General features: G+C 71.2%; 12 protein-coding genes. All 12 read right to left on the reverse strand.

Going from position 1 to position 13,092, the window contains the following annotated elements; all coding sequences use genetic code 11:
* Nucleotides 1-38: 38 nt before the first annotated feature.
* Complete coding sequence (locus JYA75_RS19245; protein ID WP_006941018.1) at nucleotides 39-2,345, reverse strand: RelA/SpoT family protein; 2,307 nt, start codon at nucleotides 2,343-2,345, stop codon at nucleotides 39-41.
* Between the two features lie 91 nt (nucleotides 2,346-2,436).
* Nucleotides 2,437-2,994 carry an adenine phosphoribosyltransferase gene (locus tag JYA75_RS19250; RefSeq protein WP_168579589.1) on the reverse strand — a complete coding sequence of 186 codons (558 nt, stop codon included), beginning with the start codon at nucleotides 2,992-2,994 and terminating at the stop codon, nucleotides 2,437-2,439.
* Nucleotides 2,991-4,745: an ABC transporter substrate-binding protein gene (locus JYA75_RS19255; protein WP_006941021.1), complete on the reverse strand. Its 1,755-nt coding sequence runs from the start codon at nucleotides 4,743-4,745 to the stop codon at nucleotides 2,991-2,993. The genes JYA75_RS19250 and JYA75_RS19255 overlap by 4 nt, the downstream gene beginning before the upstream one ends.
* 1 nt (nucleotide 4,746) lies before the next feature.
* Nucleotides 4,747-5,949 (reverse strand): protein translocase subunit SecF, encoded by a 1,203-nt coding sequence (secF, locus tag JYA75_RS19260; protein WP_006941022.1) that lies wholly within the window; start codon nucleotides 5,947-5,949, stop codon nucleotides 4,747-4,749.
* 2 nt (nucleotides 5,950-5,951) lie between these two features.
* Nucleotides 5,952-7,706, reverse strand: coding sequence for a protein translocase subunit SecD (gene secD, locus JYA75_RS19265; protein ID WP_168579588.1), 1,755 nt, complete (start codon nucleotides 7,704-7,706; stop codon nucleotides 5,952-5,954).
* A gap of 125 nt (nucleotides 7,707-7,831) precedes the next feature.
* A complete protein-coding gene (gene yajC / locus JYA75_RS19270) occupies nucleotides 7,832-8,173 on the reverse strand; it encodes a preprotein translocase subunit YajC (protein WP_050035146.1) in 342 nt (113 codons plus the stop codon).
* Between the two features lie 117 nt (nucleotides 8,174-8,290).
* Nucleotides 8,291-9,385 (reverse strand): Holliday junction branch migration DNA helicase RuvB, encoded by a 1,095-nt coding sequence (gene ruvB / locus JYA75_RS19275; RefSeq protein WP_006941025.1) that lies wholly within the window; start codon nucleotides 9,383-9,385, stop codon nucleotides 8,291-8,293.
* Entirely contained in the window at nucleotides 9,382-9,975 is a 594-nt protein-coding gene (gene ruvA, locus JYA75_RS19280) for a Holliday junction branch migration protein RuvA (protein ID WP_006941026.1), read from the reverse strand. Before ruvA ends, ruvB begins: the two co-directional genes overlap by 4 nt.
* Nucleotides 9,972-10,550 (reverse strand): crossover junction endodeoxyribonuclease RuvC, encoded by a 579-nt coding sequence (gene ruvC, locus JYA75_RS19285; RefSeq protein WP_185712725.1) that lies wholly within the window; start codon nucleotides 10,548-10,550, stop codon nucleotides 9,972-9,974. Before ruvC ends, ruvA begins: the two co-directional genes overlap by 4 nt.
* Before the next feature lie 101 nt (nucleotides 10,551-10,651).
* Nucleotides 10,652-11,404, reverse strand: a complete 753-nt coding sequence (locus tag JYA75_RS19290; RefSeq protein ID WP_006941030.1) for a YebC/PmpR family DNA-binding transcriptional regulator — start codon at nucleotides 11,402-11,404, stop codon at nucleotides 10,652-10,654.
* A gap of 64 nt (nucleotides 11,405-11,468) precedes the next feature.
* Nucleotides 11,469-12,089: a pyridoxal 5'-phosphate synthase glutaminase subunit PdxT gene (gene pdxT / locus JYA75_RS19295; RefSeq protein WP_006941031.1), complete on the reverse strand. Its 621-nt coding sequence runs from the start codon at nucleotides 12,087-12,089 to the stop codon at nucleotides 11,469-11,471.
* A gap of 112 nt (nucleotides 12,090-12,201) precedes the next feature.
* Nucleotides 12,202-13,017 (reverse strand): acyl-CoA thioesterase II, encoded by an 816-nt coding sequence (locus tag JYA75_RS19300; protein ID WP_006941032.1) that lies wholly within the window; start codon nucleotides 13,015-13,017, stop codon nucleotides 12,202-12,204.
* Nucleotides 13,018-13,092: the final 75 nt, after the last annotated feature.

The raw sequence follows: 13,092 nt of genomic DNA on the forward strand, positions 1-13,092 counted from the left end.
CGAGGTGGGGTCGCCGATCCTGCTACGCCGCGGACCTTCTATGCCGCGGAGGTCACCCGGTACACGTCGTAGACGCCCTCGACGTTGCGGACGACGTTGAGCACGTGCCCGAGGTGCTTGGGATCGCCCATCTCGAACGTGAAGCGGCTCACCGCGACCCGGTCGCCGGTCGTGGTCACCGACGCCGAGAGGATGTTCACCTTCTCGTCGGCGAGTGCCTTGGTGACGTCCGAGAGCAGCCGGTGCCGGTCGAGCGCCTCGATCTGGATGGCCACGAGGAACACCGACGACGGGGACGGCGCCCACTTGACCTCGATGATCCGCTCGGACTGCTGCTGCAGGGATCCGGCGTTGGTGCAGTCGGTGCGGTGCACGCTCACCGAGCCGGTGCGGGTCACGAAGCCCATGATCTCGTCGCCGGGGACCGGCGTACAGCACTTGGCCAGCTTCGACACCGTGCCCGGCGCGCCGGGCACGAGGATGCCGGAGTCACCGCTCTGCCGGGACCGGGTCGGAATGGACGACGGGGTGGACCGCTCCGCGAGCTCCTCCTCGACGCCACCGACCCCGCCGAGCAGCGCGACGAGGCGCTGCACGACGTGGTGCGCCGAGACGTGGTGCTCACCGACCGCGGTGTAGAGCGCCGACACGTCGGCGTACCGCAGTTCCTTGGCCACGGCCTGCATCAGGTCCGCGTTCATCAGGCGCTGCAGCGGCAGCCCGACCCGCTTGACCTCCTTGCCGATGGCGTCCTTGCCGGCCTCGAGCGCCTCCTCGCGGCGTTCCTTCGCGAACCACTGCCGGATCTTGGCCTTCGCGCGCGGCGAGACCACGAACGACTGCCAGTCGCGGCTCGGCCCGGCATTGGGGTCCTTGGACGTGAAGACCTCGACGACCTCGCCGTTCTCGAGCTTGCGTTCGAGCGCGACGAGCCGGCCGTTGACCCGCGCGCCGATGCAGCGGTGCCCCACCTCGGTGTGCACGGCGTACGCGAAGTCCACCGGCGTCGACCCGGACGGCAGCGTGATCACGTCGCCCTTGGGGGTGAAGACGAAGATCTCCTTCACGGCGAGGTCGTAACGCAGCGACTCGAGGAACTCGCCGGGGTCGGCGGCCTCGCGCTGCCAGTCGAGCAACTGCCGCATCCACGCCATGTCGTCGAGCTCGGCGACGTCGCCCGAGTGTTTGCCCTTGGTCTCCTTGTACCGCCAGTGCGCGGCGATGCCGAACTCGGCGGTGCGGTGCATCTCGCGGGTGCGGATCTGCACCTCGAGCGGCTTGCCCTCAGGGCCGATCACGGTGGTGTGCAGCGACTGGTACACACCGAACCGCGGCTGGGCGATGTAGTCCTTGAACCGGCCCGCCATCGGCTGCCACAGCGAGTGCACGACGCCCACGGCGGCGTAGCAGTCGCGGATCTCGTTGCACAGGATCCGCACGCCGACCAGGTCGTGGATGTCGTCGAAGTCGCGGCCCTTGACGATCATCTTCTGGTAGATCGACCAGTAGTGCTTCGGCCGGCCCTCGACGGTGGCATCGATCCGCGACGCTGCGAGCGTCGCGTTGATCTCGGCGCGGACCTTGGCCAGGTAGGTGTCGCGCGACGGCGCCCGGGTGGCGACGAGCCGCACGATCTCCTCGTACTTCTTCGGGTGCAGGATCGCGAAGGACAGGTCCTCGAGCTCCCACTTGACCGTCGCCATGCCGAGACGGTGCGCGAGCGGCGCGATCACCTCGAGGGTCTCGCGCGCCTTGCGGGCCTGCTTCTCCGGCGGCAGGAAGCGCATGGTGCGCATGTTGTGCAGCCGATCGGCGACCTTGATCACCAGGACCCGGGGGTCGCGCGCCATCGCGATGATCATCTTGCGGATGGTCTCGCCCTCGGCGGCGGTGCCGAGCACCACCTTGTCCAGCTTGGTGACGCCGTCGACGAGGTGGGCAACCTCCTCGCCGAACTCGGCGGTGAGCTGCTCGAGACTGTAACCGGTGTCCTCGACGGTGTCGTGCAGCAGCGCCGCGATCAGCGTCGTGGTGTCCATGCCGAGCTCGGCGAGGATCGTCGCGACCGCGAGGGGATGGGTGATGTACGGGTCGCCGGACTTGCGCTTCTGCGACGCGTGCCGCTCCTCCGCCACGTCGTAGGCGCGCTGCAGCTCCGACAGGTCGGCCTTCGGGTACAGCTCGCGGTGGATCGTGACCAGCGGCTCGAGCACCGGCTTGAGAGTGGTGCCGCGCTGCCCGGTGATGCGGCGCGCCAGCCGCGCCCGCACCCGGCGGGAGGCCGACGTGGACGCCGAGGTCGGGGTCGGACCGGAATTCTGGGACCGATCAAGATTCTGGGTCATGCCCACACCTCCCGTCGCCGATGCACACCGGACGCACCGCCGCACATTCCTCGTCGTCCGGAACCACCGGCACCTGCGCCAACTCTAGCTCTCAGAGCCGAACCAATGACGTCACCGGGTACTTTTCCAGCCGCGCCCGCCCACCGAGGGCCTCGATCTCGGTCACCACCGCCACCGCGACGACCAAGGCACCGGCCGCGTCGAGAAGCTCCGCCGTCGCCGAGAGGGTGCCGCCGGTGGCGAGCACGTCGTCGACGACGAGTACCCGCCGCCCGCGCAACCGAACCGAATCCTGCGGGATCTCGATCGCCGCGGTGCCGTACTCGAGGGAGTACTCGCGGGTGTCCACCGGCGGAGGCAGCTTGCCGGCCTTGCGCACCGCGAGGACGCCGACACCCAGAGCGTGGGCGATGCCGCCGCCGAGCAGGAAGCCGCGGGCGTCGACGCCGGCCACCAGTTCCGCGTCCGGCGCGGTGGCGGCCAGCGCGGCGATGACCGCCCCGAAGGCCTCGCCGTCGGCGAAGACCGGGGTCAGGTCGGCGAAGCGGACGCCGGGCGTCGGGAAGTCGTCGACCCAGCGGGTACGGGCGGTGACCGCCGTGGCGGCACGTTCGATCAGAGCGTGCGCTCCGGCGGGATTGCTGTTCATCTGTTGAGGATCCACCTGTCCATGTTCCAGCCCGCACCGGCAGCGCTGGGGTTGGCGACGGCGGCACGCAGGCCGCCGGCGAAGGTCGTCTCCCGGGGCTGCGCGTACAGCGGCAGGGTCGGCATCGCGGTCCACAGGATCGTCTCGGCCTCACCCACCAGACCGGAGATGGTGGCGTCGTCGGTGGTGACGGCGAGGGCGTCGAGGATCTGGTCGACGCGGGCGTCGGCGAAGCGCCCGACGTTGCTGCCGGCCGCGGAGTTGAGGGCGCCGCGCGCGTCCTGCATGTCGGCCGTGCCTCCCGCCCCTGCCGCGACGGCGGTCCCGGCCAGGACGGCATCGACCTGTCCCGCCGTGAGCTGCGACGGCGTGAACGTGTCCGAGGCGGCGTCGACCACCTCGATGCCCGCCTCGCGACAGGACTGGGCGATCAGCTCGACGGTACGGGCGCGGCGCGGGTCCGGGCCGAGGTACCCGATCCGCACGGTGATGCGGTCCGTCCCCGCAGCGGCGAGCTCGGCCTGCGCCGCGGTCGTGTCCGCCCGGTCGTAGCGGGCTGCGGGCCCGGACACGCCCGGGTACAGCGGCGAGTCGGCGGGCAGCAGCCGCGACGACGTCGTCCCGGAACCGAGTCCGGTGGCGGGCACGTCCCCGACCCGGCCGAACTCGTCGAACAACTGCGAGCGGGGCACGCACAGCGCGAACGCCCGGCGCGCGGCGGCGGCGCCGAGGCTGCCCCCGCCGGTGCCCAGCACGAGCTGCTCGACGTTGCGCGACGCCGCGGCCGTCGTCTCCACGTCGTCCCCGAGGGACAGGTCGAGTGCCCCGGTGCCGGTGTCGGCGACGTGGACGCGGCCGTCGGCGGCCGCCGCGGAGGCGTCGGTGCCGCGCGGCCACACCACGATCCGGTCGGTGCCGGGCTTGTTGCCCCACCAGCGTTCGTTCGCGACGAGGACGAGCCCGTCCTCGGCGGTGAACGACTCGATCCGGTAGGGGCCGGAGGCCGGCAGCAGCGACAGGTCCAGCCGGCCGGGGGTCAGGTTCCACCCGGTGTTCCAGAAGTCGGCGAGCCGGCGCAGCGCCTCGACGTCGCCACCGCCGATGGCGGCGACCACGTCGGGCACCCCCGAGACCCGGGCAGCGACGTGCGCGGGCATCAGCTCGGTGGCGCCGAACAGGGCTCGCCAGTCGGCGTAGGCGCGGCCGGCGCGGAAGACGACGGTGGCGTCCTTGGACCCGGTCTGACAGTCGATCCGTTCGATGTCGACGTAGCCGGAGCGCCGGGCGGCGGAGAACAGGTTCGCCGGAGCACCCGAGGCGTCGGGCGCGGTGAATCGGCCGCTGGCGGCGGCCCAGGCGAGCACCAGGTCGTCGCACGACATCGGCACCCCGTCCGAGTACACGGAGTCCGGGGACAGCCGGTACTGGACGGTCAGCGGGTCCTGCGAGACGACGGTGGCCGCCCCGATGTCGGTGTCGGAGATCACCTGACCGGCCGGATCGACGTAGCCGAAGCCGGGCAGCACGCGGGCCAGGGCCTGCCGGGCTCCCGAGGCGGCGCCGTCCACGGTGTTGGCGTTGTAGGTGGTCACCGTGTTGTCGACGGCATACCCGATGGAGGGCAGGGACTCCTCCGTCGTGCCACAGGCGACGGTGGTCGCGGCGAGCGCCGCCGCGGCGGCCGCGCCCGCGATCGCCGCGCGGACGGACCGGCGGCGCCGGGCTCGACGTGTGTGCTCGGGTGCCGACATGTCAGTGCCTTCTCTTGGCGCGCTTTCCGGTGGGCCGGACGCCCGGTCTGGGGGTGCGCTCGGCCACCGGCGCGGCGCCGGCGCCCGCCGTCGTGGTCGCTCCGATGCGCTTGGTCACGGACACGGGTGTCGCGCCGGCGTGCGCGCCGACGGCCTCCCCGGCGGGGGGCACGGTCCGCGATTCGGCGGCGCCGCGCTTGGCGAGCACCTTGCGGGTGTGTGCGGCCACCGGCCCGCGCCATTCCTTGAGGGTCACCAGCAGCGGAGTCGCGAAGAAGATCGACGAATAGGCGCCGACCACGATGCCGACGAGCTGGACGAGGGCGAGGTCCTTGAGGGTGCCGACGCCGAGCAGCCACACCGCGATGACCATCAGCGCGAGCACCGGCAGCACCGAGATGACCGTGGTGTTGATCGACCGCATGAGGGTCTGGTTGACGGCGAGGTTGGCCTGCTCGGCGTAGGTCCGACGATGCAGGTGCAGGATGCCGCGCGTGTTCTCCTCGACCTTGTCGAACACCACCACGGAGTCGTACAGCGAGAAGCCGAGGATGGTGAGCAGGCCGATGACCGTGGCCGGGGTGACCTCGAATCCGACGAGCGAATACACCCCCGCGGTGACGATCATGTCGAAGAACAGGGCGGCCAGCGCCGCGAGCGCCATGTCCCGCTCGTAGCGCACCGCGATGTAGATGCTGACGAGCACCAGGAACACCGCGAGCGCGATGAGGGCCTTCTGGGTGATCTGTCCGCCCCACGTCTCGCTGACGTCGGCGACGCTGATCGCGTCGCGCGACGGCACGCCGTCGGGCCCGGTCGGCTGGAACTCGTCGTACAGCGCGTTCTGCAGGGTCCGGACCTGCTCGAGGTCGAGGGCCTCCGAACGGATCTGAATGGAGGCGCCCGCGCCGGACCCGACGGTCTGCACCGATACGGGCTCGGTGCCGAGGGTGTCGGAGTACACCGTCTCCACCTGCTCGGTCGTGACGCCCTCGGCGGCCGGGAGCTGGATGCGGGTGCCGCCCTCGAAGTCGATGCCCCACGTGAAGCCGCGGATCAGCATGCTCAGCAGCGCCACCAGCACGATGCCGCCGGTGAGCAGGTAGTAGAACTTGCGGCGGCCGACGATCTCGAACGCGCCGGTGCCGGTGTAGAGGCGGGAGAGGACGCTGTGCCGGGGTGCGGTCGTGGTGGTGTCGGTCATCGTCACGCCTCCTTCGCCGAGGCAGCCGCGAGCTGGCGTTCACGGGCGACCTGCTGTATGGCGCCGAGACCGTTCACGCTCGGCTTGGACCAGAACTTCGACGTCGACGCCAGGTGCACCAGCGGCCACGTCACCAGGAACACCACCACGACGTCGAGGATGGTGGTCAGGCCGAGGGTGAAGGCGAAGCCGCGGACCTGACCGACCGCGAGGACGTAGAGCACCGCGGCGGCGATGAAGCTCACGGCGTTGCCGGACAGGATGGTCCGGCGGGCCCGGGCCCAGCCGCGGGGCACAGCGGAGCGGAAGCTCCGACCCTCACGGATCTCGTCCTTGATGCGTTCGAAGAACACCACGAACGAGTCGGCGGTCATGCCGATGCCGATGATCAGGCCGGCGATGCCGGCGAGGTCGAGGGTGAAGTTGATGTACCGGCCGAGCAGCACCATCACCGCGTACACGGCGAGCCCGGACATCACCAGCGACAGCGCGACGAGCACGCCGAGCATGCGGTAGTAGACGAGACTGTAGAGCAGCACGAGGACCAGGCCGACGACGCCGGCGATCAGCCCGGCCTCGAGCGATGCCAGGCCGAGGGTCGCGGACACCGTCTCGGCCTCCGATGCGGCGAACGACAGGGGCAGCGAGCCGTACTTGAGGGTGTTGGCGAGCTCGGTGGCCTGGGTGTTGGTGAAGTTGCCGGTGATCGAGGTCGCGCTGCCGGCGGGGGTGGCGCCCTGGATCACGGGCGCGCTGACCACCTTGGAGTCGAGGACGAACGCGGCCTGCTGGCCGATGCTGGCGGCGGTGAACTGCGCCCAGGTGCTGCTGCCCTCGGAGTCGAACGTGAGGCTGACCTCGTAGCGGGACTGCTGGGTGTTGTAGCCGGAGGAGGCGTCGGTGATCTGCTGGCCGTCGATGATGCTCGGGCCGAGCAGATAGACGGCGGTGCCGTCGGTGGAGCACGCGACGAGCGGCTTTGCCGGATCGTCGTTGCCGGCGAGCGGGTCGGCGGCCGAGCAGTCCAGGGTGGCCATGGCCTGCTGCAGGACGGCCGGGTCCTCGCTCTGCCGGGTCTCCTTGGCGGCGGCGATGTCTGCGGCGGCCCGGGCCTGCGGGTCGAGGTCCTCCGTGGGAGCGGGAGCGGGCGCCGGGGTGTCGGTGGCGGGCGCCGGGGTGTCGGTGGCGGGCGCCGGGGCGTCGGTGGCGGGCGCCGGGGCGTCGGTGGCGGGCGCCGGGGTGTCGGTGGGATCCTGCGCCGGGAAGGGCCGGCCCTGCGGTTCGGGAGCGGGCGTGGCGGCGTCGGGCGCCGGCGTCGCGGGGGCGGGAGCCTGCGGGTCCGTGGGCGCGGGCGCCGGCTGCGCGGCGTTAGCGCTGGCGATGGGCTGACCGATCACGGGCCGGATGTACAGCCGTGCGGTCTGGCCGAGGGTGCGGGCCTGCGAGCTGTCGTCGCCGGGAACCGTGATCACCAGGTTGTCACCGTCGATCACCACCTCGGAGCCGGACACGCCGAGGCCGTTCACGCGGGTCTCGATGATCTGCTGGGCCTGCCGGAGACTGTCCTGGCTGGGCGCGCTGCCGTCCGGGGTGCGGGCGGTGAGGGTCACCCGGGTGCCGCCCTGCAGGTCGATGCCGAGTTTCGGCGTCGCCGACTTGTCCCCGGTGAAGAAGATCAGGGCATACAGCGCCACCAGGATCGCCCCGAACAGGGCGAGGGAGCGAACTGGATGCACCGATCCGTTGGAAGGTGCCACGGTCTGTCAGTCTCCTCGATGCGAGTGAGTGATGCGCTGGTCACGGGGCCACCGCACCCATCGGGCGCGGCCCCCGGCGCGGCCCGCACATCGGCCGGGGTGTCGACCGGTCGGTGTCCGACCGTTCAGTGCTCGGTCGGCCGGCCGGCGGGCGGCTCGGTGTCGTCGCCCTTGTCCAGCGAGAGGCCACCGGTCTCGTCCGTCGCCGAGCCGAGTTCGGTGACCCGCTCGCGGACCACGACCCGGGCCCAGGTGGTCACCACGCCGGGAGCGATCTCGAGATCGACGGTCGTGTCGGTGAGCGCGACGATGGTGGCGTGCAGCCCCGCCGTGGTCATCACCCGGTCACCGACCCGCAGCGCGTCCTGCAGTTCCGCGGTCTTCTGCATCTCCTTCTTCTGGCGCCGGATGCCGAGGAACGTCGGCACCAGCAGGGCAAGGATCAGCAGCGGGAAGAGCAGTTCCATCGTTGAAGTCAGTCCTCGAAGTCGTCCGGTATCGGGCGCCGGCGGTCGTGGACCGGCGCAGTAGACCAGTGTGCCATTACCGGCGCGGCTCCTGTACCGGCGCCGGTGGCCGACCGGTCATTCGTCGTCGAACAGGCCGGGTTGCGGTTCGCGGGCCCGCACCTCGATGCCGCCGGTAGCAGCCTCCGGCGGCGGTGTCAGCCCGAGCTGCAGCCACGCGGCCTGGGTCGCGACCCGCCCGCGCGGAGTGCGCGCGATCATCCCCGCCCGTACCAGGAACGGTTCGCAGACCTCCTCGACGGTGCCGGGTTCCTCACCGACGGCCACCGCGAGCGTGGACACGCCCACCGGCCCGCCCCCGAAGCTGCGGACCAGCGCGCCGAGCACGGCACGGTCGAGCCGGTCCAGGCCGAGCGCGTCGACGTCGTAGACCGCCAGGGCGGCCTGCGCGATCTCGCGGGTGATGATGCCGTCGGCGCGGACCTCGGCGTAGTCGCGGACCCGGCGCAGCAGCCGGTTGGCGATGCGCGGGGTGCCGCGGGAACGGCCGGCGATCTCGGTGCTCGCCTCCTCGCCCAGGTCGATGCCGAGGATCCGGGCCGAGCGCAGCAGGATCTGCTGCAGTTCCGCCGGGTCGTAGAAGTCCATGTGCGCGGTGAAACCGAACCGGTCGCGCAAGGGTCCGGTCAGCGCGCCGGAACGGGTGGTGGCGCCGACGAGGGTGAACGGGGCGACCTCGAGCGGAATCGACGTCGCGCCCGGGCCCTTGCCGACGACGACGTCGACCCGGAAGTCCTCCATCGCCAGGTACAGCATCTCCTCGGCGGGACGCGCGATGCGGTGGATCTCGTCGATGAACAGCACATCGCCTTCGACGAGGTTGGACAGCATCGCGGCCAGGTCGCCGGCCCGCTCGAGCGCGGGGCCCGACGTCAGCCGCAGCGACGACCCGAGTTCGGCGGCGATGATCATGGCCATCGACGTCTTGCCCAGGCCCGGCGGGCCCGACAGCAGGATGTGATCCGGGGTGCCGCCGCGCAGCTTCGCCCCGCGCAGCACCAGCTGCAGCTGTTCCCGCACCCGAGGCTGGCCGATGAAGTCGTCGAGGTTCTTCGGCCGCAGGCTCGCCTCGACGTCGCCGTCGGCGGGGGTGTACTCGGCGGTCATCGGCGCCTCGTCGGGGGCACCCGCAGGGGGGAAGTCCTCGATCATCGGCTCTTGCCCAGCAAGGCCAGCGCCGAACGCAGCGCGGTGGAGGTGTCGGAGTGCGGGTCACCCGCGAGGACCGTGTCGGTGGACTGCTCCGCCTGTTTGACGGGGAAGCCGAGTCCGACGAGAGCCTCGACCACCTGGTCGCGCATCGGCGAGCCGACCACCGCGGCCGGGGCGGAGGTTCCGGCGAACGCGGCGACCTTGTCCCGCAGTTCGACGACCATGCGTTCGGCGCCACGCTTGCCGATGCCCGGGACCCGGGTCAGGGCGGCGGTGTTGCCGTCGGCGAGGGCCGCACGCAACGAATCCGGATCCAGCACGGCCAGGGTGGCCATGGCGAGGCGGGGTCCGACACCGGAAACCGTCTGCAGCAACCCGAACAGATCCCGGGCGTCGGGGTCGGGGAACCCGTACAGCGTCATCGAATCCTCGCGCACGATCATCGCCGTCACCAGGCGGGTGTCCTCGCCACGGCGGAGCGTGGCCAGGGTGGCGGGCGTGGCGTGGATCCGGTAACCGACCCCCGCGGATTCGATGACGACGTGGTCGAGTGCGATCTCGAGCACTTCCCCGCGCACCGAGGCGATCACCGTGCACCTGCCTTCCGCGCGGCGGCCTGTTCCCGCAGCCGCGCTTCGTATCGTCGTTTCTGTTCGGCCGCGGCGGCCTCGGCGGCGGCCATGCGTGCGAGCATGGGCGCACGCCAGCAGTGGCAGATCGCGAGGGCGAGGGCGTCCGCGGCGTCCGCGGGCTTCGGCGCGGTGGCGAGGCCCAGGATCTTGGTGACCATGGCCGTGACCTGCTTCTTGTCGGCCGAGCCGTTCCCGGTCACGGCGGACTTCACCTGGCTGGGGGTGTGGAACGCCACCGGGATGCCGCGTCGGGCAGCGGAGAGCGCCACCACTCCCCCGGCCTGGGCGGTGCCCATCGCGGTGCGGACGTTGTGCTGGGAGAACACCCGCTCGACGGCGACGACATCGGGCCGGAATCGGTCGAGCCAGTCCTCGGCGGCCGCGGAGATGCGCAGCAGCCGCGACGGCAGTTCCAGCTCGGGGGGTGTGCGGATCACGTCCACCGCCACGGCGGCGACCTCGCGTCCGCGGCCGGTGTCCACGATGCCGAAGCCGCATCGCGTCAGTCCCGGGTCCACACCCATCACGCGCACCCGTTCACCTCTCGACCGCTACGAACAACTGTTCGAGAGCATAGCGGCCGGGGCGGCGCGTCGCGGTATCGACACGCAACCCCGGCCGGGAGCCGTCCGTCTCAGGCGTCGAGTTCGGCGAGGACCTCGTCGGAGACGTCGACGTTGGTGTAGACGTTCTGCACGTCATCGGAATCCTCGAGGGCGTCGACGAGCTTGAACACCTTGCGGGCGCTGTCCGCGTCGACGGGGACCTCGACCGAGGCCCGGAAGTCCGGGTCGGCAGATTCGTAGTCGATGCCGGCCTCGACGAGCGCGGTGCGCACAGCGATGAGATCGCCGGCCTCGGAAACGATCTCGAAGCTGTCGCCGAGGTCGTTGATCTCCTCGGCGCCGGCCTCGAGCACGACCTCGAGGATCTCGTCCTCGGTGCGGCCGTTCTTCTCGAGCACGACGACGCCCTTGCGGGTGAACAGGTAGGACACCGAGCCGGGGTCGGCCATGTTGCCGCCGTTGCGGGTCATCGCGGTGCGGACCTCGCCCGCCGCTCGGTTGCGATTGTCGGTGAGGCACTCGATGAGGATGGCGACACCGCTGGGGCCGTAGCCCTCGTAGGTGATGGTCTGCCAGTCCGCGCCGCCGGCTTCCTCGCCGCCGCCGCGCTTGCGGGCCCGCTCGATGTTGTCGTTGGGGACCGAGTTCTTCTTCGCCTTCTGGATGGCGTCGTACAGCGTCGGGTTGCCCGCCGGGTCACCACCGCCGGTCCGGGCCGCCACCTCGATGTTCTTGATCAGCTTCGCGAACATCTTGCCGCGCTTGGCGTCGATGGCCGCCTTCTTGTGCTTGGTGGTGGCCCATTTGGAGTGGCCGCTCATTCGATTGGAGCCCCTTCCGGCGAGGTGAGGTCGGACCGGGTCCGACTGGTTCGGAGGGTCGATTCTACTCCGCGCCGACCTGCCCCGAACGGACGGTGTCGACGAACAGCCGATGCACCCGCAGGTCACCGGTGACCTCGGGGTGGAACGACGTCGCCAGCACCGCTCCCTGCCGCACCGCGACCACCCGTCCGGCGGCCGGTCCCTCGGGGACGGTGGCCAGGACCTGCACGCCGGGACCGACCTCCTCCACCCAGGGCGCTCGGATGAACACCGCGCGCACCGGATCCCCCTCGATGCCCGCGACGTCGAGGTCGGCCTCGAACGAGTCGACCTGCCGGCCGAACGCGTTGCGCCGGACGGTGATGTCGAGGGCGTCGAGGTGCTCGGCGTCGGGGCGGGTGTCGAGCACCTGCGAGGCGAGCAGGATCATGCCCGCGCAGGACCCGTAGGCGGGCAGGCCGGCCTTCAACCGGGCGCGCAGCGGCTCGAGCAGGTCGAACACCTGCAGCAGCCGGCTCATCGTGGTGGACTCCCCGCCGGGAATCACCAGGCCGTCGACGGCGTCGAGTTCGGCGGTCCGGCGCACCCCGATCGCGCGGGCGCCGGCCGCCTCGAGTGCGGTCAGGTGCTCGCGTACATCGCCCTGGAGCGCGAGCACGCCGATGGTCGGAGAACTTCCCACTGTCGCCTGTTCTGTCGGGGACGGGACGACACCCGTCCGAAGCCTGGATATCAACGCTAGCAGCCGCGGCGGGGTGTCCCGGCTCACGGACCGCGAGCCGGATGCCGGCGCATCAGCGCAGGTAGCGGGCCAGTCCCTCCTGCACCACCGCGGCGACCATCCGCCCGTTCCGGTCGAAGATGCGGCCCTGCGTCAGGGCCCGCCCGAAACCTGCCGACGGGGACGTCTGGTCGTACAGCAGCCAGTCGTCGGCGCGGAACGAGCGCAGGAACCACATGGCGTGGTCGAGGGAGGCGCCCTGCGTCTGCTCGTCGGGATGGGCGACGCTCGCGGAGCCGAGCAGCGTCATGTCGCTCATGTACGCCAGGGTGCACACGTGCAGCACGTTGTCGTCCGGGAGCGGGTCACGGACCCGGAACCACACCTGCTGCTGTGACACGATGCCGGCGCGCCGGAAGAGGCGATCCTCCGGCACCCGTCGCAGGTCCCATTCCGGCCACTCGCGCCTGGCCCACAGGTTCCCCGGGTCGTCCGAGTCCGCGAGGTCGGCGAGGTCGTCGGGATCCGGCACCTGGGGCATCTCGTCCTGGTGCTCGATGCCGTCGTCCTGGACGTGGAACGACGCGGACATGGTGAAGATCGCCTGCCCGTCCTGCACGGCGGTCACCCGCCGGGTGCCGAACGACCGGCCGTCGCGGATCGGGTCGACGAGATACACGATCGGCTTCTCGGGGTTGCCGGGGCGGACGAAGTACCCGTGCAGCGAATGCACCGAGTACGCGGGATCGACGGTGCGCACCGCGGATACCAGCGCCTGTCCGGCGACCTGCCCCCCGAAGGTGCGCTGCAGCGACGTCTCCGTCGCCACGCCCCGGAAGATGTTCTTCTCGAGGTGTTCGAGCGCCAGGATCTCCTCGATCTTCGCCATGCGGGCTCCTTCCCGGTCCTGCGACAGGCTATCCGCAGGGCCCGGCGAGAAGCGACGGGAGCCTCCGACACGGTC

Source organism: Rhodococcus sp. PSBB066 (assembly GCF_017068255.1).
Lineage (GTDB): Bacteria > Actinomycetota > Actinomycetes > Mycobacteriales > Mycobacteriaceae > Rhodococcus > Rhodococcus aetherivorans.